The organism is Humidesulfovibrio mexicanus, from assembly GCF_900188225.1.
Classification (GTDB): domain Bacteria; phylum Desulfobacterota; class Desulfovibrionia; order Desulfovibrionales; family Desulfovibrionaceae; genus Humidesulfovibrio; species Humidesulfovibrio mexicanus.
In genome coordinates, this window is sequence record NZ_FZOC01000010.1 from 40513 (window position 1) to 66675 (window position 26163).

24 protein-coding genes are annotated in these 26163 nt (G+C 62.3%); 8 read left to right on the top strand and 16 right to left on the bottom strand.

Annotated features, from left to right (window positions below):
• Positions 1-118 precede the first annotated feature (118 nt).
• Together secD and secF are read left to right on the top strand one after the other, a co-directional pair.
• Positions 119-1720, top strand: a complete 1602-nt coding sequence (secD, locus tag CHB73_RS15645) for a protein translocase subunit SecD (RefSeq protein ID WP_089275544.1) — start codon at positions 119-121, stop codon at positions 1718-1720.
• A gap of 9 nt (positions 1721-1729) precedes the next feature.
• Positions 1730-2836, top strand: coding sequence for a protein translocase subunit SecF (gene secF, locus CHB73_RS15650; protein WP_089275545.1), 1107 nt, complete (start codon positions 1730-1732; stop codon positions 2834-2836).
• A 151-nt stretch (positions 2837-2987) separates the two neighbouring features.
• On the opposite strand, the gene CHB73_RS15655 is transcribed toward secF, so the two are convergent.
• The 6 genes from CHB73_RS15655 to CHB73_RS15680 all read right to left on the bottom strand — a co-directional run bounded on the left by CHB73_RS15655 (position 2988) and on the right by CHB73_RS15680 (position 8007).
• On the bottom strand, positions 2988-3659 hold the full coding sequence (locus CHB73_RS15655) for an adenylate kinase (RefSeq protein ID WP_089275546.1): 672 nt from the start codon (positions 3657-3659) through the stop codon (positions 2988-2990).
• A 52-nt stretch (positions 3660-3711) separates the two neighbouring features.
• A complete protein-coding gene (gene tilS / locus CHB73_RS15660) occupies positions 3712-4590 on the bottom strand; it encodes a tRNA lysidine(34) synthetase TilS (protein ID WP_235641631.1) in 879 nt (292 codons plus the stop codon).
• A 178-nt stretch (positions 4591-4768) separates the two neighbouring features.
• Complete coding sequence (locus tag CHB73_RS15665) at positions 4769-5119, bottom strand: hypothetical protein (RefSeq protein WP_089275548.1); 351 nt, start codon at positions 5117-5119, stop codon at positions 4769-4771.
• 8 nt (positions 5120-5127) lie between these two features.
• Positions 5128-6516 carry a glutamyl-tRNA reductase gene (gene hemA, locus CHB73_RS15670; RefSeq protein WP_089275549.1) on the bottom strand — a complete coding sequence of 463 codons (1389 nt, stop codon included), beginning with the start codon at positions 6514-6516 and terminating at the stop codon, positions 5128-5130.
• Positions 6516-7343, bottom strand: a complete 828-nt coding sequence (locus tag CHB73_RS15675; RefSeq protein ID WP_089275550.1) for a cytochrome C assembly family protein — start codon at positions 7341-7343, stop codon at positions 6516-6518. The genes hemA and CHB73_RS15675 overlap by 1 nt, the downstream gene beginning before the upstream one ends.
• Entirely contained in the window at positions 7330-8007 is a 678-nt protein-coding gene (locus CHB73_RS15680) for a precorrin-2 dehydrogenase/sirohydrochlorin ferrochelatase family protein (RefSeq protein WP_089275551.1), read from the bottom strand. The genes CHB73_RS15675 and CHB73_RS15680 overlap by 14 nt, the downstream gene beginning before the upstream one ends.
• 112 nt (positions 8008-8119) lie before the next feature.
• On the opposite strand from CHB73_RS15680, the gene CHB73_RS15685 reads away from it, so the two are divergent.
• Together CHB73_RS15685 and CHB73_RS15690 are read left to right on the top strand one after the other, a co-directional pair.
• On the top strand, positions 8120-9409 hold the full coding sequence (locus CHB73_RS15685) for a glycosyltransferase family 9 protein (protein WP_235641632.1): 1290 nt from the start codon (positions 8120-8122) through the stop codon (positions 9407-9409).
• 92 nt (positions 9410-9501) lie between these two features.
• Positions 9502-10779 (top strand): CgeB family protein, encoded by a 1278-nt coding sequence (locus CHB73_RS15690; RefSeq protein ID WP_089275552.1) that lies wholly within the window; start codon positions 9502-9504, stop codon positions 10777-10779.
• Here the strand turns inward: CHB73_RS15690 and CHB73_RS15695 are convergent.
• The 10 genes from CHB73_RS15695 to xerD all read right to left on the bottom strand — a co-directional run bounded on the left by CHB73_RS15695 (position 10776) and on the right by xerD (position 23038).
• Positions 10776-12014 carry a replication-associated recombination protein A gene (locus CHB73_RS15695; RefSeq protein ID WP_179217090.1) on the bottom strand — a complete coding sequence of 413 codons (1239 nt, stop codon included), beginning with the start codon at positions 12012-12014 and terminating at the stop codon, positions 10776-10778. The genes CHB73_RS15690 and CHB73_RS15695 overlap by 4 nt on opposite strands.
• Before the next feature lie 16 nt (positions 12015-12030).
• A complete protein-coding gene (locus tag CHB73_RS15700) occupies positions 12031-12768 on the bottom strand; it encodes an RsmE family RNA methyltransferase (RefSeq protein WP_089275553.1) in 738 nt (245 codons plus the stop codon).
• Positions 12769-12822: 54 nt separating this feature from the next.
• Entirely contained in the window at positions 12823-14061 is a 1239-nt protein-coding gene (gene lysA / locus CHB73_RS15705) for a diaminopimelate decarboxylase (protein WP_089275554.1), read from the bottom strand.
• 33 nt (positions 14062-14094) lie between these two features.
• Positions 14095-14565: a hypothetical protein gene (locus CHB73_RS15710; protein WP_143337429.1), complete on the bottom strand. Its 471-nt coding sequence runs from the start codon at positions 14563-14565 to the stop codon at positions 14095-14097.
• Positions 14562-17192, bottom strand: a complete 2631-nt coding sequence (gene mutS, locus CHB73_RS15715; RefSeq protein WP_089275572.1) for a DNA mismatch repair protein MutS — start codon at positions 17190-17192, stop codon at positions 14562-14564. Before mutS ends, CHB73_RS15710 begins: the two co-directional genes overlap by 4 nt.
• Before the next feature lie 26 nt (positions 17193-17218).
• On the bottom strand, positions 17219-18268 hold the full coding sequence (locus CHB73_RS15720) for a tetratricopeptide repeat protein (protein ID WP_089275556.1): 1050 nt from the start codon (positions 18266-18268) through the stop codon (positions 17219-17221).
• 91 nt (positions 18269-18359) lie between these two features.
• The gene (locus CHB73_RS15725) at positions 18360-18722 is read right to left on the bottom strand and encodes a lipopolysaccharide assembly protein LapA domain-containing protein (protein ID WP_089275557.1); all 363 of its coding nucleotides are present in this window, start codon (positions 18720-18722) and stop codon (positions 18360-18362) included.
• A 24-nt stretch (positions 18723-18746) separates the two neighbouring features.
• The gene (locus tag CHB73_RS15730) at positions 18747-19232 is read right to left on the bottom strand and encodes an HIT family protein (RefSeq protein WP_089275558.1); all 486 of its coding nucleotides are present in this window, start codon (positions 19230-19232) and stop codon (positions 18747-18749) included.
• A 183-nt stretch (positions 19233-19415) separates the two neighbouring features.
• A complete protein-coding gene (locus tag CHB73_RS15735) occupies positions 19416-22127 on the bottom strand; it encodes a CBS domain-containing protein (protein WP_089275559.1) in 2712 nt (903 codons plus the stop codon).
• On the bottom strand, positions 22124-23038 hold the full coding sequence (xerD, locus tag CHB73_RS15740) for a site-specific tyrosine recombinase XerD (RefSeq protein WP_235641633.1): 915 nt from the start codon (positions 23036-23038) through the stop codon (positions 22124-22126). The genes CHB73_RS15735 and xerD overlap by 4 nt, the downstream gene beginning before the upstream one ends.
• A gap of 263 nt (positions 23039-23301) precedes the next feature.
• Between xerD and CHB73_RS15745 the strand changes: the two genes are divergently transcribed.
• Genes CHB73_RS15745 through fsa form a run of 4 tightly spaced genes read left to right on the top strand, consistent with a single transcriptional unit; the run spans position 23302 to position 25968 of the window.
• Entirely contained in the window at positions 23302-24468 is a 1167-nt protein-coding gene (locus tag CHB73_RS15745; RefSeq protein WP_089275561.1) for an LL-diaminopimelate aminotransferase, read from the top strand.
• A 14-nt stretch (positions 24469-24482) separates the two neighbouring features.
• Positions 24483-24980 (top strand): 2-amino-4-hydroxy-6-hydroxymethyldihydropteridine diphosphokinase, encoded by a 498-nt coding sequence (folK, locus tag CHB73_RS15750; protein WP_089275562.1) that lies wholly within the window; start codon positions 24483-24485, stop codon positions 24978-24980.
• A gap of 30 nt (positions 24981-25010) precedes the next feature.
• Positions 25011-25307 (top strand): transcriptional regulator, encoded by a 297-nt coding sequence (locus tag CHB73_RS15755; protein ID WP_327438397.1) that lies wholly within the window; start codon positions 25011-25013, stop codon positions 25305-25307.
• Between the two features lie 22 nt (positions 25308-25329).
• Complete coding sequence (gene fsa, locus CHB73_RS15760; protein WP_089275563.1) at positions 25330-25968, top strand: fructose-6-phosphate aldolase; 639 nt, start codon at positions 25330-25332, stop codon at positions 25966-25968.
• The last annotated feature ends 195 nt before the right edge of the window (positions 25969-26163 follow it).

The window sequence follows — 26163 nt, forward strand, 5'->3', positions numbered from 1 at the left end:
TCAGCCGAAAGGCGAATACGCGGACCTGGGAAAGCGCCCGGGTCCGCGCTTGTCTTTGTCTGGGCGCGGCCTTGCCTTGGTGAGCCAGTCGCCTGTCATGAAGCAAACGGGAGAGCACATGTACCGCAATTTGCGCTGGCGTTTCCTTGTCACCCTTGCGGTGATGCTCGTGGCTGTGATTTTGGTGCTGCCCTCGGTGCCGGGCGTCACGGGCACGACTCTGGGCAAGTTCCTGCCCGATACCGCCATCAACCTTGGCCTGGACCTCAAGGGCGGCATCCACCTGACCCTGGGCGTGGACGTGGACAAGGCCATGGACAACAACATGTCCAGCATCGGCCAGGACATCAAGTCCACCGCGCGCGAGGAGAATCTCGCCGTGCTCAAGCCGAACCTGCTGCCCGGGCTGCGCCTTGAGTGCGTGCTTGTGGGCGCAGACAAGCAGACCGCCTTCGAGAAGATTCTTTCGGATCAGTTCGGTGCGCTAAAAATCGACGCCAAGGAGAGTCTGCCGGAGGATCGCGTGCGCTATGTGCTCTCCATGACCTCCGAGCACAAGAAGTACCTTTCCAAGTTGACCTTGGACCAGGCCGTCAAGACCATCCGGAACCGCATTGACCAGTTCGGCGTGGCCGAGCCTGACATCCGCCGCCAGGAAGGCAACCGCATCCAGGTGCAGCTCCCCGGCATGAGCGATCCCGAACGCGCCATCGCGGTTATCGGCAAGACCGCCCACCTAGAATTCAAGGTGGTCGATGATACTGTTGATCCCGTCAGCGCAAGCCAGGGCCTCCTCGGCCCTGGGCGCGAACTCTCGGTCATCAAGTCCCGCAGTGGCAAGTCCGAGGTCGAAACCCCCATTGTGCTCAAGAAGGATGCGGTGATGACCGGCGAGTACATCACCGACGCCCGCGCCACCATTGAGCAGAACAACAACCAGTTCTCCGTGAGCATGACCTTCAACGCCCGCGGGGCGAAGATATTCGAGCGCGTCACCGAGGAGAACATCAAGAAGCGCCTGGCCATCGTGCTGGACGGGAAGTGCTATTCCGCACCCGTCATCCAGGACAAGATCGCCGGGGGCAAGGCCCAGATTACGGGCAACTTCACCCAGGAAGAGGCGCGAGACCTGGCCATCGTGCTGCGCGCGGGGGCGCTGCCCGCACCCGTCACCGTGCTGGAGCAGCGTACCGTCGGCCCCACCCTCGGACAGGAGTCCATCGACGCGGGCATCATGGCCACGGCAGGCGCCGCGCTCGCCATCGTCCTGTTCATGACCTTCTACTACCGTGTGGCCGGACTTTTCGCCAACGTGGTGCTGGTGCTGAACATCATCCTCACCCTGGCCGGGCTCGCCGCCTTCGGCGCCACGCTCACCTTGCCGGGCATCGCGGGCATCATCCTCACCATCGTCACCGCGGTGGACGCCAACGTGCTCATCTACGAGCGCATCCGCGAGGAACTGGCCCTGGGGCTCAAGCCCGCAGATGCCGTGCACAAGGGCTATGACCGCGCCACCCTGGCCATTCTGGACGCCAACACCACCAATGCTCTGGTGGCGGTCATCCTGTACCAGTTCGGCACCGGCCCCATCCGTGGGTTCGCCGTCACCCTGGTGCTCGGCATCATCATGAGCATGTTCACGGCCATTTTCGTGTCGCGCATTCTCTTCGACCTGTATCTCTCCAGGCGCCCGGCCGACGCCGTCGTGAGCATCTAAGGAGTCGCCATGAGCTTCCACATCATCAAACCCGGCACCAACATCAACTTCATTGGGCTGCGGTACTACGCCTTCGCGCTCTCCGCCCTGATGATCATTGTGGGCATGGTTTCGCTTGGGCTTAAAGGCGGACCGCGCTACGGCATCGACTTCGCGGGCGGCGTCGTCATCCAGGCGCAGTTCGACGCGCCCACCAAGCTCGACGACCTCAAAAAGACGCTGGAGGGCACAGGGCTGCCAGGGCTTGTGGTGCAGCAGATGGGGCAGGAAAAGGACAACGACTTCCTCATCCGCACCAGCATTTCCGAAGGGGGCAGCGAATCCGTGCAGAAGGTCGTCACCACGGCCATCTCCACGGAAATGGGCGGCGTTGTCCCCAACTACAAGCGCATTGAAATGGTCGGCCCGAAGGTGGGCGAGGATCTGCGGGGCAAGGCGCTGGAGGCCATGTACTTCGCCATCCTGCTCATCGCCATCTACATTTCCGGGCGCTTCGAACACCGCTGGATGGCTGCGGGCATCATGGCCGCAGGGCTCTTCGGCGGCATATGGGCCCTCCAGTATTTTCACGCGCCGCAGATGTGGCTGGTGCTGGGCGCGCTCATCATCACCCTGGTGCTCTGCTTCCTGCTCAAGCTCAACTATGCGCTCGGGGCCATCGTGGCCCTCATACACGACGTTCTGGTCACGGTGGGCCTGTTCTCGATCATGAACAAGGAATTCGACCTGACCATCATCGCCGCGCTTCTGACCCTCATCGGCTTCTCGCTCAACGACACCATCGTCGTGTTCGACCGCATCCGCGAATTGCGTGGGCAGAAGACCGGCGAGCCGCTTTCGGTCATCATCAACAATAGCGTGAACCAGACCCTGTCCCGCACGGTGCTCACCTCCGGTCTTGCCTGCGTGGCCGTGGGCAGCTTGTACCTCTTCGGCGGGCAGGTCATTCACGACTTCGCCTTGGCCATGCTTATCGGCGTCATCGTCGGCACCTACTCGTCGGTGTATGTCGCCGCTCCCATCATCGTCAGCCTTACCCCGCCGGACGAGGATGCCGGAGCCGCACCGTTGAAGGCCAAGACAAAGATCCGCATGGATCCCAACGGGGTGGTGTAAAGCACTCCCGCTCCCTTTAGCCTCGCACAATGGAAGCCCCCTGCCTTTTTTGCAAGGCAGGGGGCTTTTTCATTGCGGCGAGAAGGATGTTCCTGGGCGGAAAAAAAGGCCCCGCTCCTTTCGGAGGGGGCCTTTGAGTGCGTGGTTTCGGCTAGGCCAGTTGGGCAAGCAGGGTCTGCTTGATGGAGTCGATGGAGCCTTCGCCGTTGAGTTCAATGTACTTGCAGGAGCCTTTGGCGGCAAGATCCTTGTAGAAGTAGGCCGCGGCAAGGGTGCCGGTCTTGGAATCGTAGTAGATGTCGTGGCGCTTGTCGATTGCGCCCTCATCCTGGTCGTCGGCGCGGGCGGAAAGCGCGCCGCCGCAGACACGGCAGACATCGCCATTAGGCTTGATGGCGTCGATGAAGATATTGTTGGGGTGGTTGTTGTCGTTGGCGCAGAGGCGGCGGCCCATGATGCGGTTCTTGGCGACCTGACGGGGCAGCAGGATCTCGATGACGAAGTCGAGCTTCACGCCGTCCTTCTGCAGGGCTTCCCAGAGCTTCTCGGCCTGCACAAGGGAGCGGGGGAAGCCGTCGAGCAGCCAGCCGCCGACGCTGGAGCTCTTCAGCACATCCAGAACCATCGGAATGGTGATGTCGTCGGGCACCAGCTCGCCGCGGTTGATGTACTCCTTGGCCTTCATGCCGAGTTCGGTGCCGCCGCCGATGTGCTTGCGGAAGATGGCGCCGGACTCGATGTGGTCCAGGTTGTACTTGGCCTTCACCAGGGTTCCCTGGGTGCCTTTGCCGCTGCCGTTGGGGCCGAAGATCAGAATATTCATTGTGCCTCCTTGGGGTGAATGCGATCTGCTTGTGCAAAAGATTCACAAGCTCTTATCCGCACTCTTTTTTCCTGTCAATGACCCGGAAGCGGATGCCAGCCTTGCCGATGCGGGCCTCCTTGTCCCCAGGAAAGCGAATTGTTTTACCGCAGACACCCATCGCCCAGAGTTCATCAAGGCGGAAAAGCGCATCGCACTGGCTCTGGCCGGGGCCAAGGGAATCCAGCACGCTCTTGTACAGTCGCAGGCGCAATGGGGGCGAGCTTTCGCTCAGGAGCGTGGATGACAGGCTGCGTTCGCCTTCCTGCGTGTCTGGTGCAGGCTTGGGCAGGGCTGCGTGCAACGTCGCGTCCCAGTGCTTCTGGTCAATCCGGGCCTGACGCCACAGGCGCGCTGCGGCCTTCAAGTAGGCCGGGTTTTCCCGCAGCAGTGAGGGAAGAACGTCCAGGCGCACGCGGTTGCGGGTTGCGCAGGGCTCGGCATTGGTGGTGTCTTCGCGCCAGGGGTGTTTCACGGCGTTCAAGAAATCTTCAAGCACTGCTTTAGGGGTGAGCAGCAGGGGGCGCAACAGCCGACGCTCAGGATCGTACGCGGCCATTCCTCCCAGGGCAGGCCACCCCGTGCCGCGCACAAGCCGCATAAGCTGGTCCTCCGCCAGGTCATTCAGCTGATGGGCCAGCAGCACGATCTGGGCGTCTCGCTCCTGGCGCACGCGTTCCAGCAGATCATACCGGGCGCGCCTTCCTGCTTCCTCAAGGCCGCAGCCTTGGTCGCGGGCCATGCGGCCCACATCAATCCGTTCCTCCACAAGTGGTATGTCCCATTTTTCACAAGTGTTGCGGACAAAAGCGGCATCCAGCGCAGACTCTGCGCGCAGGCAATGATCAAGATGCACCGCCACCAGGGAGCCGCGGCTGCGGTGGCAGAGCATGGCTGCTATTGCGAGGAGGGAGGTCGAGTCAACCCCGCCTGAAAGACCGAGAACGCACGTCGCTTGGGCAAAGGAGCGTCCGAGGATTTGGCGCGAGAATCGTTCAATGCCCAGGCAGAATCGGGCCCATTTGGGTGACAGATCCTGCAGACATGGTGGCCCAGGCATGTCTGCTCCGCTAGACCGGGATGTCCAGGCGGCGGATGAACGCGTCGAGGAAGTCGATGGCGTGGGTGCGCTGTGCTGGGGTTGCATAGCAAACGCATTCGCAGCGCAGCCTGTTTTGCGCCCGCACCAGCAGTTCAAGCTTGAGCACGCCTTCACCGCCATCGCCGAGGCCGACCTCAAGCGCCATGATGTGAGGCCCGCATTCCGCCGCATGGGCTTGTTGGACCGGTGTCAGCAATTCTTGGGGCACAGGCAGGTAGAACAGGCCGTCCAGCCCGCCCGTGTACCCGTTATCGGCCAGGGCGGAGGATATCCTCTCCAGTTGGTCCGGGTAGATGTCTTCAATGAGGTAGCTGCGCATTGGGCATCCTATTGCTTGCCGGTGCTGTCGCGGTCGGATTCGTCGTCCCGGCAACATTCGCAATCAAGCGGGGTTTCGTCGCCACGGCGATCAAGATGGGCGTCCGGGTTCACCGGGTCGCCGTCAAGGTTGAAGATGCGGCGCGTCATGTCGATGAAGCGGTCGGCGGAGCCCTCCTCACGGGTGCGCCGTTTGAGGAAGCAGATGGGCTCGTGCAGGAGTTTTCTGCCCACGCTGGCCACCAGCACCTCCAGGGCCTGGCGCGTGTCGTCATCAACCGGGCCAAGGCGTTTGAGCGTCTTGGCCAGTTCGCGGGCGCCAACGTCTTCGGCCCTGGCAAGCAGGTCCGTGATGGTGGGCTGCAGGGCGAGCGACTTCATCCAGGCTGCGAAAGCCTCGGTTTCAAGGTTCACAATGGCGCGCGCCTTGACAGCCTCGCCCTTGCGTGCGCTGATGTTTTCCTCAACCACTTCCTTCAGGTCGTCGATGTCATAGAGGTAGACGTTGTCGAGGCTGTTCACGTCAGGGTCGATGTCGCGGGGCACGGCGATGTCGATGAAGAACATGGCCCGGTTGCGGCGCTTTTTCAGCACTTCGCGGATGTCTTTGGCGCGGATGATGGCTGTGGGCGATCCTGTGGAGCTGATGACGATGTCCACCCCGGTGAGGCGTTGGACCATGTCCTCGAAAAAGACGGCTTCGCCGCGCATGGTCTTGGCAAGTTCCTGGGCGCGAGCGTAGGTGCGGTTGCAAATGAAGAGCTTGTCGATGCCGGAGGCCAGCAGATGCGTAGCGGCCAGTTCGGCCATTTCCCCGGCCCCAATGAGCATGGCCGTTTTTCCGGAAAGTTCGCCGAAGATTTTTTTCGCCAGTTCGACGGCCGCGTAGCTGATGGACACGGCGCTTGAGGCGATGGCTGTTTCGGTGCGCACGCGTTTGGCCACAGAGAAGGATTTGTGCAGCAGGCGATTGACGACGACACGCGCCGTTCCCGTTTCCACAGCCTTGCGATAGCTGTTTTTGAGCTGTCCGAGGATTTGCGGTTCGCCCATGATCATGGAGTCCAGGCTGGCGGCGACGCAAAACAGGTGGGACACGGCGTCGAGGCCCTGGTGCCTGTACGTGTGGGTGCGCAAAACCTCCAGCGGTCCTTTGCAGGTGGCGGCCCAATGGGCAAGCACCGCCTCTCCGAGATCTTCGTTTCCGCTCCTGGCGGCATCAGCCACCACAAGGATCTCCACGCGATTGCAGGTGGAAAGGGCAAGCGCCTCGCGCACCGGGCAGGATTCCAAAAGGCTCAGCTCGAAATCCGCAACATTGGTGAGGGCGAACTTTTCGCGCACATCCACCCCGGCGGAGCGGTGGTTGAGGCCGACGAGGAAAATATTCTTGTCCATTACGGTTTGAACCCGTGGAAGGTTGTGGAGACCAGGAAGTTGATGCCCAGCATCGAGGTCACCGTCAGCAGGAACACGACGATGGTCATGACCGCTGGTTTGCGGCCGCGCCAGCCGCAAGCCAAGCGCATGTGGAACAGGCTGGCGAACAGGCACAGCACCACCATGGCCAGAATTTCCTTTGGATCAAAGGAGAAAACGCGTTTGCTCGCCAGCCAAGCCCACACAAAGCCGGAAACAAGGCCCAGACTGTACAGGGGGAATCCCAGCACCACTACCCAGTGGTTGACGGTGTCGAAGGTGTCCAGGGAGGGCATGTCCTTCTGGAATTGTTTGAGCCCCGTCTTGGTCTTGATGCGTTTTTCCAGGTGCAGGAAGGCCAGGCCGGCCCCGAAGCCCATGGCCAGTAGCGCCATGCTGGCGAAGAGCGTGCCAATGTGCAGGAGGAAGAACAGGCCGGAAAGCATGGGCGGCAGACTTGCGTTGGTGCCCGTTGCCGCATTGGCCGTGGCATAGAACAGAAGCGCCAAGGGCAGCGCCACCACGGCGAGAAAGCGCAGCTTGAGCCTCCACCACAGGAAAAGAAAGATGACGAGGATGCCAAAGCCCAGCAGACAGAACAGGAAGCGCGCCGAGGTGAGTGCGGCGGTCCCGGCGGCCAATTGCGAGACAATATCGGCTCCATGCAGCGCGAAGGCGCCTCCCGCAAGCAGCAGCGCCGCCTGCTTCAGCTTTTCCTTGCGCAGGGCCGAACCCAGGACATAGAGCCCGGTCCCCAGAAAATACAGGCCGATGACCAGCATCGGCAGATAATCAGGCAAGGCCATCGAGCAACTCCGGAATGAGGTGGTGCAGTTCCCTGGGCAAGATGGTCACGAGTTCGGATTCGGCAAGGGGCCTGTCTTCGCGTCGGAACGCCTCAAGCAGCCGCGATCCGACCAGCGTCCGAAACAGCGTGGCGTTCTCCGGCGCGCCCTGGCCAATGGCAAGGACTGCCGGACGCAGATGCCCCATGAGCGTCAAGAGCTGTGCGTACTCCTCTCCGAACCGTTCCTGCAAGTCTTTTCGAATGCGTTTGGTCAGCGCGGGGCTTGCGCCTCCCGTGGACACGGCGATGGTGAGGTCGCCGCGCACCACGCTGGAGGGCACGATGAAGTTCCCGGCTTCGGGGGCGTCTATTACGTTGCAGAGCACACCCCGATCAGTACAGCTGGATGCGATGCGTCGGTTCAAGGTCCCGTCGCTGGTGGCCGCGATGGCAAGGAACACGCCATCCAGATCGGAGTCCTCGAAGCGCCGATTCAGGAGGCGCACGCCGGGACGCTTGGCCAATTCAAGGAGCGCGGCGTCCGGCTGTCGGGTGTCGATGATGGTCAGCGGCGAAGCACCGCATTCTGCCAGGGAGCGGATCTTGCGCAGGCCCACTTGCCCTGCGCCTACCACCAGGCAGTGCCTTCCCTCCAGGTTCACGAACATTGGATAGCGCCGCATCCCCAAGCCATACCAAAGTCCGGGGGACTCTGTAAAATGCCAAGCAGCCCTTTCTTGCCAGAATCCCGCTCCGTGGGATAGACAGGCTCATCCAGGGAAATGAGGTCATTCAGTGCGCGTTCTCGTCATCCAACTCGCCCGTTTCGGGGACCTCGTTCAGACCAGGCGGCTGATGCTGTCCCTGTGCGCCGATCCCGGCGCGGAAGTGCACCTTTGCCTGGACCGCTCTCTGGCCGGGCTTGCCGCCATCCTGTACCCCGGCGTCGTGCTCCATCCCGTTGTCGCCCATGGCACGGCATTGGCCGCTCTTGCTCCCTCCGGCCAGGTCAGCACGCTTTTGGAGGCCAACATCCCGGCGTTTCGCCATTTGGCGGGATCGGGGTTCGACCTCGTGTACAACCTGAATTTTTCCCCCTTGAATTTTCGTCTGGCCAGCCTTTTCGATCCCGACAGGGTGCGGGGGCATGTGTGGCGCAACGGCCAGGAGGACGTGGGGCAGTGGGCTCGTCTGGCCATGCGCTGGTCAGCCATGCGCCGCATCGGGCTCAATATCGCCGATTTCTGGGCCTGGCACCATCCCGCTCCCGTGCCGCCGGAGGTGGTGAATCCGGCCGCACAGGGCAGGGGAGGCGGCCTCGGCGTGGTGTTGGCAGGACGGGAATCGCGCCGGTCCTTGCCGCCCCGGGAGCTTGCCGGACTGGTGGCGACGCTTGTGTCGCAGCGGGGCAGTTCCACGCTGACGCTGCTCGGTAGTGCGTCCGAGTCGCGGGTGGCGCATCAACTATTGCGCGAACTTCCGCCCCGGCTCGCATCCTCGGTGACCAATCTTAGCGGCAAGACCGATTACGCGGACCTGTGCCACATTGTCGGCGGTCTTGACCTGCTGGTGACCCCTGACACGGGCACCATGCATCTTGCCGCCGCGCTGGGAACGCCGGTCTTGGCGACGTTTCTGTCCTCGGCCTGGTGCTGGGAGACCGGGCCGTACGGCCTTGGCCACAGGGTTTTGCAGGCCGTTACGGACTGTCTGCCCTGCCTGGAATCGCAGCCATGTGGTCGCGGCGTTTCCTGCCTGCGCCCCTTTGGCGCTGCGCAGTTGGCCCGGTATTTGTCCACATCGGACCCGCTGCATCTGCCGGAGGATCTGCTGGATCTGGACTCGGCCTTGGATGGCCTTGGCGCAACGTTTTCCCCGCGCGCGGGCACGGATGCCGATGCTCCCTTGCGTGGCCGCTTTCGTGTCTTTCTGTCCCGGCACCTGGGGACTGGCGGTTGCTGGCGCGATGCGCCGGTTCCTGAGTTTGCGGAGCGCATGTACGCGGAGCGCGACTGGATGCCCCCGGACACCGAGGCGGCACACAGCCGATTTGCTGGCGTTTTCTGGAAAGGCAAGCGTTTTTAGCTTATTAAAAATAGTCTAGAGAAAGTCTAATTGTTGATGTTCGTTCTGCTGGCTTTTGTTCGGCCTTGTAGCGATGAACGCCTGGGGGGAATATGAGGGTGCTCGTGGTGCTGCCGCTGTACGGCGGTTCGCTGCCCGTAGGACGCTACTGCGCATCGGCTTTGACTGGGCTTGGGCATTTGGTCGAGGTCTTCGAGGCGCCGGAGTTTTACGCCTCCTATCAGGCGTTGAAGGGGCTCAGGGTCACCAGCGACCGGCTTCAGTATCTTGAAAACAGCTATCTGCAAGTGCTTTCCCAGGCTGTGCTGGCCAAAACCGAGACCTTTGAACCGGATTGTGTTCTTGCCTTGGCTCAGGCCCCGTTGTCCATTCAGTCCCTGAAGCGTCTGCGGCGTGACGGCGTGGCCACGGCCATGTGGTTTGTCGAGGATTATCGGCTTTTTACCTATTGGCAGGCCTTTGCGCCGTATTACGACTATTTCGCCGTCATCCAGAAAGGGGCGTTTTTCGATGCCCTGCGGCAGGTGGGCCAGGAAAACGTTCTGTATCTGCCCATGGCCGCGGACCCGGAATTTCACAGGAGGCTTGAACTTTCCGCCGTGGATCGCCGCAGGTTCGGTTCAGCTGTGTCTTTCATGGGCGCAGGCTATCCGAATCGGCGCATGGCCTTCCGCGACCTCACGCGGTTTGACTTCAAGCTTTGGGGTACGGATTGGGAGGGCGACCCTATCCTGGCTCCGCATGTGCAGATGGGGGGAGCCAGGGTTTCGAGCGAGGACTGCGTGCGCATCTACAACGCCACCACGGTCAACATCAATCTGCACTCCAGCATCCAGGCGCGCGAACTGGTGACCGGAGGCGATTTCGTGAACCCGCGCACCTTTGAGGTAGCGGCTAGCGGAGCCTTTCAACTGGTGGACCGCCGCGGGCTTATGGGCGAGTTGTTCGTCACCGATGGGCCGGAAGCCGAGCTTGCCGTGTTTGACCGGATGGAGGAGTTGGCCCCGCTTGTGGAGCGGTACCTTGCCAGTCCGGAGGAGCGCATCGCCATCGCCAAGCGTGGGCAGGCGCGGGTGCTGGCCGACCACACCTACAGCGCGCGTATGCGCGATCTCCTCGACTTCATTGCCACCCGGCGGCCGGGCTGGCCCAAAGTCCGGGACATGGCGCCAGCAGTCAGCGGGCTGCCTCCGGAACTGGCGGCGGAGATAACCGCCTTGCTGGAGCGGCTGGGACTGCCGTCGAGCACGGGATTTGACGACCTGGTGTGGGCCGTGCGTCAGCAGCAGGGATCGCTTGAGGGGCTGGACGCTGCGGTGCTGTTTCTGGACGAGTGGCGCAAGCTGTACGCCAAGAAAGCGCAAGCCTAGGGCTTCTTGATTCCGCGCTTGCGCGAGGCCAGCCAAGCGTGCATACGGGCTTCGGCCCCTTCGTTCTTGGGCACGAAGAATTGCGCTCCGCGCTGGACCAGTTCGTGCGGAAGGTATTCCTGGTCCACCCAGGAGCCGGGAAAGGCGTGCGGATACTTGTAGCCTCGGCCATAGCCCCATTCCTTGTGCAGGCTGGTGCTGGCGTTGCGCAGGTGCAGGGGCACGGGCAGCTTTCCGTTCTCCCGCACCTCCTTGAGGGCGTTCAGATACCCGGCGTAGCTGGCGTTGTTCTTTGGCGCAAGGGCCAGGTAGACCACGGTCTCGGCCATGGGGATGAAGCCTTCGGGCATCCCCACGTACTCCACGGCCTGCTGGCACGAAACGGCCAGGGGAAGGGCCTGCGGGTCGCCGAGGCCGATGTCCTCGGAGGCGGAGAGGATGAGTCTGCGGCACACGAAACGGGGATCCTCGCCGCTTTCCAGAAGGCAGGCCAGGTAGTAGAGGGCGGCGTCCACATCGCTGCCCCGGATGGACTTGATGAGCGCAGAAGCAAGTTCGTAATGCGAATCGCCCTCGCGGTCCCCGCGGATGATGACTTCCGGCAGGGCCTGTTTGAGAGCCTCGATGCCAAGCCGGTCCTGCGGGAGCCCGGCAACATGCTCCACGAGGTTCAGGAGGGCGCGGCCATCGCCACCGCACATGCCCGCCAGCAGGTCGAAGACTTCGTCGGGCCAGTCGCAGCCTAGAACATTTGCCCCGCGTCGGGCCATGCGCACCAGTTCCTCGCGCGTTAGCGAGCGGAATCGCAGCACATGCAATCGCGAGAGCAACTGACGCGTGACGCTGAAGGACGGGTTCTCCGTGGTGGTGGCCAAGAGCACGATTTCTCCGCTTTCAAGAATCGGCAGAAAAAAATCCTGCTGTGCCTTGGAGAAGCGGTGGATTTCGTCCAGGATGAGCACCTCGGCCCCTTGCAACTGCTTGCGCAGTGCGGCGAGCCCGGCCTCTGGGGCGCTGACGCGCACCCAGCGTTTGTTCGCCGCCTTGGCCATGACCATGGCGAGGGTGGATTTGCCGCAGCCCGGCGGCCCGAAAAAGAGCAGGCTGGGCAGGCGCGGGCCGCTGGCGAAGGCCGCAATGCGCTCCAGAAGATGGCTTTGCCCCACGAAGTCGTTGAGGGTTTGCGGCCGTATCTTGTCGGCCAGGGGCTGTTTTTCGGAAATCTCAATGCGCATCGGCCAATCCTGTTGCTTACGGTTTGAGCAGGGCATAGTGCGCCAGCGACAGACAAGAGAGCGCCGCCGTCTCCCAGCGTAGCGGGCGCGGCCCCAGGCTCAAATGGCGGAAACCGGCCTCGGCCAGCCGTGTGGCTTCGCGCTCTTCCAGCCCGCCCTCCGGCCCCAGCACCACGAGTGTGCGGCCCGACGCCAGCAGCGCCGGTTCGGGGAGCGCTTCCGGGGAGGCCGCTTCATACAACAGATAGCATCCGTCATAGTCCGCCGCAATGCGCAAAAGTCCATCCACCCCGCCGGGCAGCACCGAGAGTTCAGGAAGCCAGGCCGCATGGCACTGTTTGGCCGCCTGGACGCATTTCTCCCGCCAGGCTTCCTTGGGGTGGCTGGGCATGTCGCCCTGGCTGCGAACCGCCTGCCAGAAGACGAAGCCGAGCGCGCCAAGCTCCACGCCCTTTTCAAGAAGCCAGTCGCGGCGGCTGGCCTTGTTCCAGCCAAGGGCCAGCGCCACGCCGCGCTTGGGTTGCGGCTCCAGCGTTTCCGAGAGCGGGGACAGTTCTGCGCGGGACTTGGAGGTGGTGGCCGCCAGTTGGAAGAGCCCGTGGCGCCCCAGGCCGTCGAAGAGCCGCACCGTGTCGCCCACGCGGGCGCGCAGCACGCCGATGAGGTGTCGGGCCTCCGGTCCGTCGAGGATCGCCCGGACTCCGGGAGCGGGCCAAGCCTCCGGGGGCAGATGGTAGGAGTTCAGGCGGGCCATGGCTGATACCGGGCGAAACCGGGAGCGGTGCGGGCCCCCGGTCTCGCGGTCCGGCTAGATTTCGTGCGCCACCATGGACTCGTAGGTCTCTCTGCGGCGGGCGACAATGGCTGTATCGCCATCCACAAGGATCTCCGCTGCCTTGGCGCGGGTGTTGTAGTTGGAACTCATGGTGAAGCCGTACGCCCCTGCGGAGTATACGGCCAGCAATTCGCCCTGCAGCATTTCCGGAAGCTGGCGGTCCTTGGCCAGAAAGTCCCCGGACTCGCAGATGGGGCCAACCACGTCAACGTCCTGGGGCGCGCGGCCTTTGGGCGCCACCTCCTCAATGCGATGGAACGAGCCGTAGAGCGATGGGCGCAGCAAGTCGTTCATGGCCGCGTCCACAATGACGAAGCTCTTGGTGGGGGTCTGCTTGGTGTATTGGACTTCCGTCACCAGGATGCCCGCGTTGCCCACGATGACGCGGCCGGGTTCGAGAACGACCTTGAGCGGCACGCCGGAAAGGGCCTTGGTGAGGGCCGCGCCGAATGCGCTGGGATGGGGAGGCTCTTCTTCGTTGTAAGGGATGCCGAGTCCGCCGCCCAAGTCAAGGTAGCGAATGTCCAGGTTCATGGCCTTGAGCTTTTCGTAGAAGGCGAGGAGCTTGTCCAGCGCTTCGAGGAACGGCTCGATGGTGGTGAGCTGGGAGCCTATGTGGCAGTCCATGCCCACGGGCTTGATGGCGGGCAGGTCGCGGGCAAGGGCGTAGGCGTCCAGGGCGGACTCGATGGTGAGCCCGAACTTGTTCTTTTTCATGCCCGTGGAGATGTACGGGTGGGTCTTGGGGTCCACGTCGGGGTTGATGCGGAAGCTCACCCGAGCAATCTTGCCCATGGACTTGGCCACATCGTTGATGCGCTCAAGCTCCTGCACGGACTCCACGTTGAACATGAGAATACCCGCGGAGAGCGCCTGGGCGATCTCCGGAGCCTTCTTGCCCACGCCGGAGTACACGATGCGTTCGGCCGGAACGCCCGCCAGAAGGGCGCGGTACAACTCGCCGCCGGAGACGATGTCCATGCCCGCGCCAAGGGAGGCGAGCAGTTTGAGCACCGCGAGGTTCGAGTTGGCCTTCACCGAGTAGCAGGTCAGGTGCTCCATGGAATCGAAGGCCGAATCAAAGGCCTGGAAGTGACGCTTGAGGGTGGCCGCAGAATAGATGTACAGCGGGGTGCCGTATTCCCTGGCCAGTTCCTTCACACTGAGGCCTTCTGCGAAAAGGCTGCCGTTTTTCATTGCAAAATGGTGCATCGTGTCGGTGCTCCTTCTGTCGGCACGGGATGGTTATTGCGGCGCGGAGACAAAAAGCTCCGAGACGACAAGGCTCAAGGCTGGATAGACGTTGCTGGCCACGATCTGCACCCGGTAGGTCTTTTTCGGATTCAGGTCGCAGGCGGTGATGATGAGGCGGTTCATGTCGCGGCGCATCTCGGGCGCGCCGGGTCCGTAGAAGCGCGAGATGCGCGGCACGAAGGGACATGTTGGGCAACCGTCGCCTGGCTCGTCGCCGATTGGCTCCAGGTGCAGGCGCACGCTGTCCAAATTGGCCCAGGCCCCGGCAAGTTCGCAGTCCACGATGAGGCAGCCTTGCCCGCGTTGCACGTTCATGCTGCGGATGCGGAAGCGGTCTTCGCTGAGCTGCGGCGCGGGCCATTCGCGCTTGCCGCAGGCCAAGAGGCCCGTTCCCAGCAACGCCAGCAGGACAACGGCCGCGATGCGGAACTGGCGCGCGCGGCTTGGTGCGATTCCGGTCATGATGCGCACAGGCTCTTTTTCCATTCGTGCAAAAGGGTGAGGGCGGACATCGGCGTCATGCCATCTACGTCCAGGCGTTTCAATTCCACGAGCATGGGATGCTCCGGCTCCGGCGTCTTGGGCTTCGGCTGGGCGGGCATTCCCGGCAGCAGGGGCTGGCGAGCGGACACCAAAGCTCCGCCGCCAGTCTGCGATTTTTCTTCGAGGGACGCAAGTATTTCGCGCGCGCGCTGGACCACAGGCTGCGGCACACCGGCCAGCCGCGCCACCTCAATGCCATAGCTCTTGTCCGCCGGACCTGGCACCAGCTTGCGCAAGAACACGATGTCGCCCTTCCACTCACGCACGGCGATGTTCATGTTGCGCAAGCCGGGAATGCGGCCTTCCAGCGAGGTCAACTCATGGTAATGGGTGGCGAAGAGGGTGCGGATTCCGTTCTTGCCCCGGCGTGAAAGCTCCTCCACCACGGCCCAGGCCAGAGCCAAGCCGTCGAAGGTGCTGGTGCCCCGGCCGATCTCGTCCAGGATCACCAGGCTGCGGGAGGTGGCCTGCCTGAGGATGCGCGCGGTCTCCATCATCTCCACCATAAAGGTGCTCTGCCCACGGGCGAGGTTGTCGCTTGCTCCCACGCGGGAGAACACGCGGTCCACCAGCCCCAGCCTGGCGGACTGCGCCGGGACGAACGATCCCAATTGGGCAAGAATGCTCATGAGGGCGGTTTGGCGAAGCACCGTGGACTTGCCCGCCATGTTGGGCCCGGTGATGAGCAGGATGCGACGCGCCTCGTCCATTCGCAGGTCGTTGGGAATGTACCCTCCAGCGCCTGTGGCCGCTTCCACAACAGGGTGGCGGCCTTGTGACACCTCCGTCTCGATGCCCTCGTGCAGTTCCGGGCGGCTCCAGCCATTGAGCCGGGCGGCTTCGGCCAGGCCCTGCCAGTAGTCCAGGGCGGCCACTGCCCCGGCCATGAACATAAGCCTGGCCCGCAGCTGCGCCACCTGTTCCCTGAGCTCGCCGAACAGCCGGTACTCAAGGGATTTGCGCTCCTCGGCCGCGTGCTGCAGGCGGTCCTCCAGGTCTTTCAACTCCTGGGTGATGTAGCGTTCGCCGTTCACCAGGGTCTGCTTGCGGATGAAGTGCTCTGGGACCTGTCCCTGATGGGCGTGCGAGATCTCCAGATAATACCCGAAGACCTTGTTGAAGCCGAGCTTGAGTTTGGGGATTCCCGAGGCGTCGCGTTCGCGTTCCAGCATTTCCTGGATGCGCGCCTCGCCGTGTTCCGTGAGTCCGATGAGTTCGTCCAGGGCCGCGTCATAGCCGGGCAGGAACAACCCGCCATCGGTGATGGCAAGCGGCGGCGCATCCACAAAAGCGCGCGAGAGCAGGTCGGTCACTTCCGAAAGATCGTCCCAATTTTTGAGCAGGGACACAATGTCCGCCGGAACTGCGGTTTCCTTGAGGCCTTGGTCCACCAGGGCGCGCAGCTCGGGCAGGCGCTTCAAGCTTTCACGCACGGCCACGAAATCGCGCGGGGTGGCGCGGGAGAGGGCGATGCGCGTGGCCAGGCGCTCCAGATCCTGCACGTTTTCCAGCCTCAGGCGAAGCGCACGGCGGAGTTCGTCGCGGTCGAAAAGAACAGCCACGGCTTCCTGCGTGCGCACAATGGGCGGCAGTTCCCGCCAGGGCTGGCGCAACCGCGATTCAAGCAGCCGCCCGCCCATGGGCGTGACGGTCTGGTCCAGCACATGCCACAGGGTGCCCCCGCCAGGCTTGCCGTCAAGCCTTCGGAATATCTCCAGGTTGCGCTCAGTGACCTCGTCAAGGATCAGGTGCCTGGAGAGGTCCAGGGGGCGGAGTTCGCCCAGTGGCGGCATGTCCGTGCACTGCGTGAGTCTGAGGTAGGCCAAAAGCGCGCCAAGGGCCCGCACCAGCTCGGGCTTGTCGGCAAGGTCGAGGGTATGCAGGTCCGCCGCGTTCTGGCTGGAGAGGACGGCGGCAGTCCCGGCCGTGAGGTCGAAGGCGCTGGGCGAGGCCATTGGCGTCACCTGCGCGGAGAGGTCGTTGCAGTTCGTGGGCAGCTTTTTGCCGGGCGGCAAAATGATTTCGCGTGGATTGAGCTTGCAGGCCCATTGCCACAGTTCGGCCTCGCGCCGGGAGTGCAGGCCGCTCCACTCTGCGGTGGACACGTCCACCCAGCCCAGTCCTCCCGCCCCTTTGTCGGCGTCCCAATAGACGGCGCAGAGGTAGTTGTGGGCCTTGGCCGTGAGGGAAAGGTCCTCGACGATGGTGCCGGGAGTGAGCACACGCGTCACCGCGCGCTTGACCAGGCCTTTGGCCTGTCTGGGATCTTCGATCTGGTCGCAAACGGCGATCTTGAATCCCTTTTCCAAGAGTTGGGCCAGATAGGCGTTGACCGAGTGGTGCGGCACGCCGCACATGGGGATCTTGGCCTCGGAATTGGGATTGCGCGTGGTGAGGGTGATCTGCAGCTCTCGCGCGGCCACTTGCGCGTCCTCAAAGAAGAGTTCGAAGAAGTCGCCCATGCGGAAGAAGAGCAGGGCGTCCGGATGCTCGGCCTTCACCTGCATGTACTGTTCGAACATGGGGGTGAGCTTGGCGCCTTCCATGGTCTGGAATTGCTGGCTCGACTGGTTCACGAGAACTCCTGCCGGAACAGGATGCTGTGCCAGGACCGGCAGCGAGGGCAGATGAAGAAGGCCTTGTCCCAGCGAAACCCACAGGATTTGCACACAAAGCGCTTGCTCTTGCGGGCGTGGCCGAGAAAATACACAAGCTGTTCGCGAAGGAATGGGGTCAGCTCAAGATCAGCAAGCACCAAACTGACCAGCTCAAGGCGCGCCAGCCAGAAGTCGGAGTTGAGCACCAAGGATTTTTCCAGCCAATGGCGCGCGCCATCACAGTCGGCCTCGAAAAGGCAGAGTTTGGCGCAGTAATAGCAAATCAGCGCATCGGGCCTGAGTTCCGACAGCACGCCGACACAGGTCCGTACGAGTTCGCTGATGGTTTCCCTTGAAAGGGGGCGGCCTTGCGCGACCTCTTCAGTGCGGGAGGCCGAGAGGACGTCCAGCAGGCCGTCGAGCAGCAGGAAACGTTGCTCGGAGGGGATGCTGGCGCAGGCTTCGCGCAACGTGTCTGCGAGCATCGGGAGATCGGCTGAAAGGGCGTTATGCACAACGCTTGCCAGCCATGCCTCCGGCGAAGGCGGGTACACCGACAGTGCCTGGCCCACCAACTCGCGGCCCTGCTGGGTTTTGCCAAGGCGGAAGCAGTCACGGGCTTGGCGGGCGAGAAAGTGCGCCTGGGCCATGCTTCGTCCAACCCGGCCGTAATGGTCTGCGGCGCGCTCGTATTCCCCGCAGTCGGCCGCAAGCAGCGCCAGTTCCAACTGCACGTCTTCGGTGTTCCCCAGGTCCTCGGCCGCCTGGGTGTACGCCTCGCGCGCCTTGTCCAGCATCCCGCCGCGCCGGAAGTCCCTTCCGAGTTCGAAGAGGCAGCGGGAGCGCAGCGCCTGATCAAGTCCTTGGCGGTTGATGAGGCTCATGCGGATATGGATGGCCCGCTCGATTTCACCTTGGGAGCGGTAGAGGTTGCCAAGAGCCAGGTAGATCTCGACGGCTTCGGGATTGTTGCGGACGGCCTGCGACAGTTCGTCGATGGCCGCGCGCGTGTCCTGGCGGGTCATGGGTTCGGGGCCGCACGAGGCCTCGCAATCCGTCCGGTTGTGACGTTTGCGGGCTAGGCGAAACAGTGCGTTCCAGGGCACTCGCGGGCTCCTACAGTTCAGATGCCGATGATCCCGAAGGCTGGATTCCGGTTTGGTTCTGAGCCTGGTTCAGCGGCAGGGTGCGGAGCGTAAGGGCTTCGTCCTCAAGCGCTGCATACCGGGTGCGCAGGCTTTTGAGCTCAAAGCCCAGACGGATGCGCTCCACCACGAAGAAAGCCAGGCAGACCAGGGCGCCCAGAAGAAAAGAGATGAGCACCAACAAATACACAGGCAGGGGCAGGGAATACAGGTGAAAGGAAAGGATGCTGAACTCCAACTGCACTGCGGTTGAAAGGGGCTGATTGTTCTGCACGAAGAACAGCATTGAGGCGACGAACAGAATCAGCATTCCAAGGAATTTCAAATAGCGCATGGCGTCTCCTTGTGGCGGCCCGGACTAGCCCAGGGCGTCGAAGTGTGGCTTGAGCGTGGCGTAGGTCGCGCGCAGGTGCTCCGGAATCACGCGGGTTTCGCTGAAAACGGCCATGAAAGAGCTGTCGCCGTTCCAGCGCGGGACGATCTGGAAATGGATGTGCGCGGCGATGCCGGAGCCGGCCGCCTCGCCCAGGTTGAGCCCGGCGTTGACTCCATGGGGGTTGAGGGCCTTTTTGAGGATGCCGATGCAGGCCCGCATGAGGTCCATGCATTCGTGGGATTCCTCGGCCGAAAGGTCCGTAAGGCAGCTTACGTGACGGTAGGGCGTGACCATGAGATGCGCGTTGTTGTACGGGTACCGGTTCATGATGACGTAGCTGTGAACCCCGCGGCGCAGGATGAAGCGTTCCGCGTCCTCGCCCGTGTGTTCTGGAATGCAGAACACGCACTCGGCAGGTTTCGGACCAAGAATGTACTCCATGCGCCAGGGCGCCCACAGGACGTTCATGAATCTCCTCGACTTTTCAAATCGTTGTGCAACGGTTTCATTTCAAGAGCTTTACCTTGCCCGGTTGCGGAGGGCAAGCCCGCCGTCGGCACCAGGGGATTGCTGCGGTGATTGGGCGAAATCCGGCAAGGCTGGCCTCTATCAGCACCCTCGCGGGCGTCGGCTGTGCCCAACTCCTCTGGATCATTGATGACGCGGCTTCTTTGCGGTCTGCGGCTCCGCTGTGCCCGATCCGCCGGGTTCCAGTCCTCGAATAAGCGACTTCGCGAGCTCGACCTGTTTGTCCCGCGTGACCGCTGCTCCGTCTATGGCGGCCGCGCGTACCTTGCGCAGCACACGGGCGAAGTTCGGCCCGTTTTTCAGTCCCATTATTTTCAAGTCACTGCCGTCAATGAGCAGTTCCTGTGTTCTTAACCTGGTAAGATATTGTGAAATATTTTTTCTCATTATTTCCCGGCGGCTTCTGGCCATCAGGAAAAGCACGCCTTCGACAGGCAGCGGGTCCAGGGCGAAGTAGATATCGCTCATGCTTGATTGCGTCTCGGCCCATGTCATGAGCCTGGCGAGCGACTCTCCAAGCAGATCACGCAACGCCAGGAATTCGCGCAGCTCCCGGTCGGAAAAGCGGAGTCGGCGGCAGACCAGCTCCAGGCTGTCTCGCTCGGCTCCCATGGTGAGCCCGAGCATGTAGAGCTTCCAGGTGTTCACGGGCGGCTCAAGGTAGAGCAGCCTGTACCAGTCGTGCACCTTGCGCAATTCCATGAGCACTCGCGTTCGGTCCGCATCAAGATGCAGCTGTGGGTGGATTGCTGCCAACAGTTTGAGATCCTGCAGGCGGCTTAAGCATTCCAAAACGTTCTCCTCGTCCAGGATGAGCTGCAGCTCATGGGCGATGCGCGCGCCGGAGAGTCTGGAGAAGAGGTTCAGCTGAACGGCGTTCTTGATGAGGCGCAAGGTCTGGCCGTCGATGCGGAAGTTGAATCGCTGCTCGAAGCGCACGGCACGCAGGATGCGCGTGGGGTCTTCCACGAAGCTCAAGGAGTGCAAAACCCGAATGGTCTTCTCCTTGATGTCCCGCTGGGAGCCGAAGAAGTCCATGAGTTGGCCGAAATGTCCGGGGGACAGGTTCAACGCCAAGGCGTTGATGGAAAAATCACGTCGGTAGAGGTCCATCTTGATGGAGGAGAGTTCGACGGTCGGCAGGGCCGTCGGGTATTCGTAATACTCCAGGCGCGCGGTGGCTACGTCGATGCGCTGTCCATCTGGGAACACGACTACCGCAGTCTTGAATTTCTGGTGCTCCTTGACGCGACCCTGCCTAGCCTGGGACAGGGCGTGGGCAAAGCGGATGCCGTCCCCTTCCACCACAAGGTCGATATCGAGATTCGGCCGCGCGAGGAGAATGTCGCGCACGAATCCGCCAACGGCATACACCTTGTAGCCCAGCTCCTTGGCCAGCAGCCCCGCCTGCTCCAGCAGGGCGATGATGGAGCCGGGGAGCCGCGTGCGCATGACGCTTCTGATGTTGCGGTCGCGCTTGGGGTCCGGAAGCAGGGTCTCCGGGATGCGCGCCGACTCTTCCACCAGCAGGTTCACAAGGTCGGTTCTCGTGATCACGCCGATGATCATTCCGTTCTCGACAACAGGGAGAAAGCGTTGCCGCTTGCCGATGACGATCTCCATGACCTGGTGCAAAGTAGCGGTAGGTGCGGCCGTGGTGAAATCCGTGACCATGTATTCCGCCAGAGGCACGGATTTCAGCCCGTGCCCAACGGCCTTGTCCGCCGTGCGCTGGTCAAGCAGACCAACGCAGCGCATGGTGCCCGGCATAACAACCGCCACACTTTTCAGGCCAAAGCGGGTCATGAGCTCGGCCGCGTCAGCCATGGGGCGATCGGAGTCGATGACCTTGGGCGGCTTGGTCATGAGCGATCCGGCCGTGATCTGCGGGTTGATGTGCGAATAGAGCAGGGCGAGCAGTTCGTCGCGCACCTCGCTCAAGGTCTTGTCCTTAACCGTGGCCGAAGCGGCGTAGCCGTGCCCGCCGCCGCCGAAGAAGGAGCAGATGAAGCCCACGTTCACGTCGCTGGCGCGTGACCTGGCCACGATGTGGATGCGGTCGCCCATGCGGCCAAGCGCGAACATCACGCGAACGTTTTCCATGTCGATGAATTTGTGCACAAGGTAGGCGAAGTCGCTGATGAACTCCTCGGTGCTCACCTCGGCGATGGTGACCTCAATACCATGAAAATCATGCGTCTTCGCCGATTCGATCATTTCCGAAAGCACGCGTATTTGCTCGGAGGACAGGTCGCGGGCGAGCAGGTCCGAGATCACGCCCAGGTCCATGCCATGGCGGCGCAGCCAGGCCGCAGCGTCGAAGTCCTCCGGCGTTGTGGAATTGAAGGCGAAGGAGCCTGTATCCTCGAAAATGCCCAGCCCCAGCACGGTTGCTTCCTCAACGCTGGGCGTGATGCCTTTGCTCATGAGCTCGTGGATAATGATCGTGGTGGTCGAGCCCCAGGACTTGACCAGCGAGTATTCAGCGGGAACGTCTTCCTCGGTGTCGGGATGGTGGTCGTACACATGTATGCGGATGCCCGGCTTGTCCAGCAGGGCCTGCACGTGCGGCACGCGCGACTTCTGCCGGGTGTCCACGATGACCAGCAGTTCCACGTCTGTTGGGTCTATGTCTTTGAAAGCCCGGAAGTTGAACAGGTAGGTAGTGCTTTGGATGTAGAAGTTCCGGAGGTTCTTCTCCTGGCTGCCGGGAAAAATGAGGGCCGCACCGGGGTACAGGCGGCTTGCGGCGATGATGGCGGCCAGCGCGTCGAAATCGGCGTTGGCGTGGGCGGTGATCACCGCCCGCGGACGGGGCTTGGCGGGTGCGTTCATGAGGAGGTTCCAGGTCGTCGCTGGGCCTGCGTGGCGAAGGCCGTGGAACGAGGGTGGTATTGTTCGTGGATGCGCATGAGCCTGCCGGACTGGATATGGGTGTAAATTTCCGTTGCGTTGATGGCCGCATGGCCAAGCAGCAGCTGCACAGTGCGCAAGTCGGCCCCGCCTTCCAGCAGGTGCGTGGCGAAGGTGTGCCGGAAGGTGTGCGGTGAAATGCTCCGGCGGATGCCGACTTCCTCGGCATAGCGCTTGATCAGCTTCCAGATACCCTGACGGGTGAGGCCCTTGCCGGAACGGTTGAGGAAAATGTTTCGGCACACAGGCTTGAAGGCGGCCCTCTTGAAATCGAGATAGTCGCACAACAATTTTTGCGCGGAAAAATGTATGGGCACCAGGCGTTCCTTGGACCGCTTGCCGAACACGCGCAAGATGCCCGTCTGTGGGTCGAAGTCGCCCAGCTCAAGTCCGGTGAGTTCGGATATGCGCAGTCCCGCGGCGTACAGCAGTTCCAGCATGACCCTGTCTCGGTAGCCGAGAAGCGTGGAGGGGTCGGGCTGGGCGAGCAGGGCGTCCATTTCTTTGCGGGTCAAGAACTCTGGGAGTTGCGCAGGAAGCTTGGGGCTGTCGAGCAGGGCGGACGGGTCCTCTTCGAGCAGTCGCGCCTGCACGGCGAAGGCGAAAAGGCCCCGCAGTGTGGACAATATGCGGGCGAGACTGGCCGCGGCCAGTTTGCGGGCCCGCAAATGGGTCAAAAAGAGAAACAGGTGGCGCGTGGTGCAGGTTTCAAGCTCCTCCCCAAGGCCGTCCAGGAAAGCAAGGAGGGCGGCGATATCCGTGCGGTACGCGGCAAGCGTGTTTTCAGAAAGCCCGCGCTCGACCGTGAGGTGCTCAAGGTATCGGTCCGCCATTGGAGGCAGGGGCGCATTGGGCGTGTCGTGTTGGGCGTTGTTCATCGGATCATCACCGTTGATGGCGTTAGGCTGCGAAGACAGGGCACTCCACAAGGGCGCGCCATGTTGGGGCTGTCGCCTCGGCGTGCCTCCTGCACGTCCTAGCCCGTATCGCGGCCCAGGGCAAGGCGGCCGACCATGCGGCAAGTCGTGCCGCTCGATTGACAGTGATCGGCGCTGGCATTACAGAGACGGTTCATTTGCACCCAAAGGAGCCTCGAATGTCCGATTTTCAGCTTGCGCAGCGTCTTGCGACTCTCCCGCCATATCTTTTCGCCGCAATTGACAAAGCCAAGGAAGAAGTCCGCGCCAAGGGCATGGACATCATCAGCCTGGGCATCGGCGATCCCGACCTGCCTACGCCCGACTTCATTATCGACGCATTGAACGCCGCGGCCCGCAAACCCGCCAACCATCAGTACCCCTCGTACATCGGTCTGCGCAGCTTCCGCCAGTCCGTTGCCGACTGGTACAAGCGCCGCTTCGGGGTGGTCCTTGATCCGGACACCGAAGTTGTGAGCCTTATCGGCTCCAAGGAAGGCATTGCCCATTTTCCCCTGGCTTTCGTCAACCCGGGCGACGTGGCCCTCATCGCCACGCCCAACTACCCGGTGTACGGCGTCACCACTGAGTTTGTCGGCGGCATACCGATGTATTTGCCGCTTACCGACGAGAATAACTTCTTGCCCGACCTCGACGCCATCGACAACGACACCTGGAAGAAAGCCAAACTCATCTACATCAACTACCCCAACAATCCCACGGCCGCCACGGCCCCTCGCTCCTTTTACGAGAAGCTCATCGAGAAGGCCAAGGAATTCGGCGTCATCGTGGTCCACGATGCGGCCTACACAGAAATCTACTTCGACGAGGCCAACAAGCCGCTTTCGATTCTTGAAATTCCTGGCGGAAAGGATGTGGCGATCGAGTTCCATTCCTTGTCCAAGACCTACAACATGACTGGCTGGCGCATCGGCATGGCCGTGGGCAACGCCTCCTTGGTCAAGGGCTTGGCGAAGATCAAGGAACAGATGGACTCCGGCATCTTCCAGGCCGTGCAGGAGGCTGGAATGGTGGCGCTGGACCAGGGGGATCAGTTCTGTGACGGCCTGCGCGCCATTTACAAGGAACGTCGCGATGTGGTGATCGAGGCGCTGAAGAAGACCGGCATTTCCTGCCGCGTGCCCGATGCCAGTTTCTACATCTGGTCCAAGGTGCCGGGTGGCCTCTCCAGCCAGGATTTCGTCACCAAACTGCTCAAGCAGACCGGCGTGGTCACCACTCCGGGCAATGGCTTCGGCGCGCCGGGCGAGGGCTATTTCCGCATCTCGCTCACTGTTGACACGGATCGACTGAAGGAGGCTGTGTTACGGATTTCCCAACTCTAGACGCCTACGTTTCCCTGGGCTCCAACCAGGGGGATCCCGAGGCCAACATCGAAGAGGCGCTCCATCGTCTGGAGCATTATGGGTCTGATCTGCGCCTCGACGCGCAGTCCCCCTTGTACCGCACCGAGCCCCAGGACGTGCGTGACCAGCCTTGGTTCGTCAACAGCGTTGTCCGCTTCAAGGTGGGGTCGGATATTTGGGCGCCCGAAGGCCTGTTGTCCGCGCTGCAGGCCGTTGAGGCCAAGATGGGCCGTGTTCGCGATGTGCCACGCGGTCCCAGAATCATTGATCTGGACCTGCTGCTCTTCGGGGATGTCGTCATGCAGGGAGAGTACCTGACCCTGCCGCACCCGCGCATGATGCGCCGGGCCTTTGTGCTCGTCCCTCTGCGGGACATTGCTCCTGGTCTTTTGCTCCCCGGCGGCGTAAGCATTGATCAGGCCTTGGCGGGGCTTTCCTTTGGGCTGGACGGCCGCAACATCAGCCAGAAGCAGGGTGGGCAGCCGCTGTAACCGTTTGCCCGTGCTTCAAGGACGATTTCCATGATGAGTCTGACCAAACTGCTTGTTCTGGCTATCTGCGCCTTCATTGTCTGGAAACTCTTCGCCGGCGACAAGCGCTGGAAGGAGAACAAGGCCAAGGAGCAGAAGGAGGACCTTGTCGCCTCCGGGGAGATGGTCAAAGATCCCGTCTGTGGGGCATATGTGTCCAGGCACGGCGACATCCGCGTGCGGCACGGCGATGTCGTGCTGCACTTCTGCTCGTATGAATGCCGTGAACAATACTTGAAGCGGCTGGAAGGCGAGGGCGGCGGCAAGGACGGGGACGCCCAGGCCTGAACCACAGCAGGGGAGCGCCACCATGAAAATCTTTCTCGACAGCGCGAACCTTGAGCAGATCCGCCAAGCCAAGGCTCTGGGCGCCATTGAGGGCGTGACCACGAATCCCAGCCTGCTTGCGCGGGAAAAGGGCGATTGGAAGCGCGCAATCCGGCAAATATGCAAGGAGATAGACGGTCCGGTCAGTGTCGAGGTCATCGCCACAGAGGCGTCGGCCATGCTCACCGAGGCGCGTGATCTGGTGAAGATCGCCCCGAACATCGTCGTAAAAGTTCCACTGACGCTTGAAGGACTCAAGGCCATTGCTGAGCTGCACCGGCGCGGCATCGAGACCAATGCGACCCTCGTGTTTTCAGCCAACCAGGCTTTGCTCGCAGCGAAAGCCGGGGCGAGCTTCGTCAGTCCCTTCATCGGGCGCCTCGACGACATCGGGCAGGATGGAATGCAGACGCTGCAGGACATCATGACCGTTTTCCGGAATTATGACTTGACCACGCAGGTGCTGGCCGCCAGCATCCGGCACGCCAACCATTTTTTTCAGGCCGCCATGCTCGGAGCCGATGCCGCAACGGTCCCGCCAACGGTGCTCTTCGACCTTGTGCAGCACCCCCTGACCGAAATCGGGCTCGCGAAGTTCCTGGAGGACTGGAAATCACGATGACCGACAGCTCTCTTCCGGTGCGGTCGCCCTGGTCACCGTATGTCTCATAATGTAAATTATGTAAACTTTGCCGCATAAAGCCGCGCATCCCCCTCTTCCACGCAGTGTGCCGGTGGAGTGCGGGGAGCACCAACCCGCAACCGCTGCGCGTCAGGCGCGCAACGTACATGACCGGGGCCATACGCTGATGAATAC

Excerpts from the sequence above, each read along its gene's own strand:
- secD (WP_089275544.1), top strand. The coding sequence starts at position 119 with ATGTACCGCAATTTGCGCTGGCGTTTCCTTGTCACCCTTGCGGTGATG.
- secF (WP_089275545.1), top strand. The coding sequence starts at position 1,730 with ATGAGCTTCCACATCATCAAACCCGGCACCAACATCAACTTCATTGGG.
- CHB73_RS15655 (WP_089275546.1), bottom strand. The coding sequence starts at position 3,659 with ATGAATATTCTGATCTTCGGCCCCAACGGCAGCGGCAAAGGCACCCAG.
- tilS (WP_235641631.1), bottom strand. The coding sequence starts at position 4,590 with ATGCTCTGCCACCGCAGCCGCGGCTCCCTGGTGGCGGTGCATCTTGAT.
- CHB73_RS15665 (WP_089275548.1), bottom strand. The coding sequence starts at position 5,119 with ATGCGCAGCTACCTCATTGAAGACATCTACCCGGACCAACTGGAGAGG.
- hemA (WP_089275549.1), bottom strand. The coding sequence starts at position 6,516 with ATGGACAAGAATATTTTCCTCGTCGGCCTCAACCACCGCTCCGCCGGG.
- CHB73_RS15675 (WP_089275550.1), bottom strand. The coding sequence starts at position 7,343 with ATGGCCTTGCCTGATTATCTGCCGATGCTGGTCATCGGCCTGTATTTT.
- CHB73_RS15680 (WP_089275551.1), bottom strand. The coding sequence starts at position 8,007 with ATGCGGCGCTATCCAATGTTCGTGAACCTGGAGGGAAGGCACTGCCTG.
- CHB73_RS15690 (WP_089275552.1), top strand. The coding sequence starts at position 9,502 with ATGAGGGTGCTCGTGGTGCTGCCGCTGTACGGCGGTTCGCTGCCCGTA.
- CHB73_RS15695 (WP_179217090.1), bottom strand. The coding sequence starts at position 12,014 with ATGCGCATTGAGATTTCCGAAAAACAGCCCCTGGCCGACAAGATACGG.
- CHB73_RS15700 (WP_089275553.1), bottom strand. The coding sequence starts at position 12,768 with ATGGCCCGCCTGAACTCCTACCATCTGCCCCCGGAGGCTTGGCCCGCT.
- lysA (WP_089275554.1), bottom strand. The coding sequence starts at position 14,061 with ATGCACCATTTTGCAATGAAAAACGGCAGCCTTTTCGCAGAAGGCCTC.
- CHB73_RS15710 (WP_143337429.1), bottom strand. The coding sequence starts at position 14,565 with ATGACCGGAATCGCACCAAGCCGCGCGCGCCAGTTCCGCATCGCGGCC.
- mutS (WP_089275572.1), bottom strand. The coding sequence starts at position 17,192 with ATGGAAGGCGCCAAGCTCACCCCCATGTTCGAACAGTACATGCAGGTG.
- CHB73_RS15720 (WP_089275556.1), bottom strand. The coding sequence starts at position 18,268 with ATGACCCGCCAGGACACGCGCGCGGCCATCGACGAACTGTCGCAGGCC.
- CHB73_RS15725 (WP_089275557.1), bottom strand. The coding sequence starts at position 18,722 with ATGCGCTATTTGAAATTCCTTGGAATGCTGATTCTGTTCGTCGCCTCA.
- CHB73_RS15730 (WP_089275558.1), bottom strand. The coding sequence starts at position 19,232 with ATGAACGTCCTGTGGGCGCCCTGGCGCATGGAGTACATTCTTGGTCCG.
- CHB73_RS15735 (WP_089275559.1), bottom strand. The coding sequence starts at position 22,127 with ATGAACGCACCCGCCAAGCCCCGTCCGCGGGCGGTGATCACCGCCCAC.
- xerD (WP_235641633.1), bottom strand. The coding sequence starts at position 23,038 with ATGGCGGACCGATACCTTGAGCACCTCACGGTCGAGCGCGGGCTTTCT.
- CHB73_RS15745 (WP_089275561.1), top strand. The coding sequence starts at position 23,302 with ATGTCCGATTTTCAGCTTGCGCAGCGTCTTGCGACTCTCCCGCCATAT.
- CHB73_RS15755 (WP_327438397.1), top strand. The coding sequence starts at position 25,011 with ATGATGAGTCTGACCAAACTGCTTGTTCTGGCTATCTGCGCCTTCATT.
- fsa (WP_089275563.1), top strand. The coding sequence starts at position 25,330 with ATGAAAATCTTTCTCGACAGCGCGAACCTTGAGCAGATCCGCCAAGCC.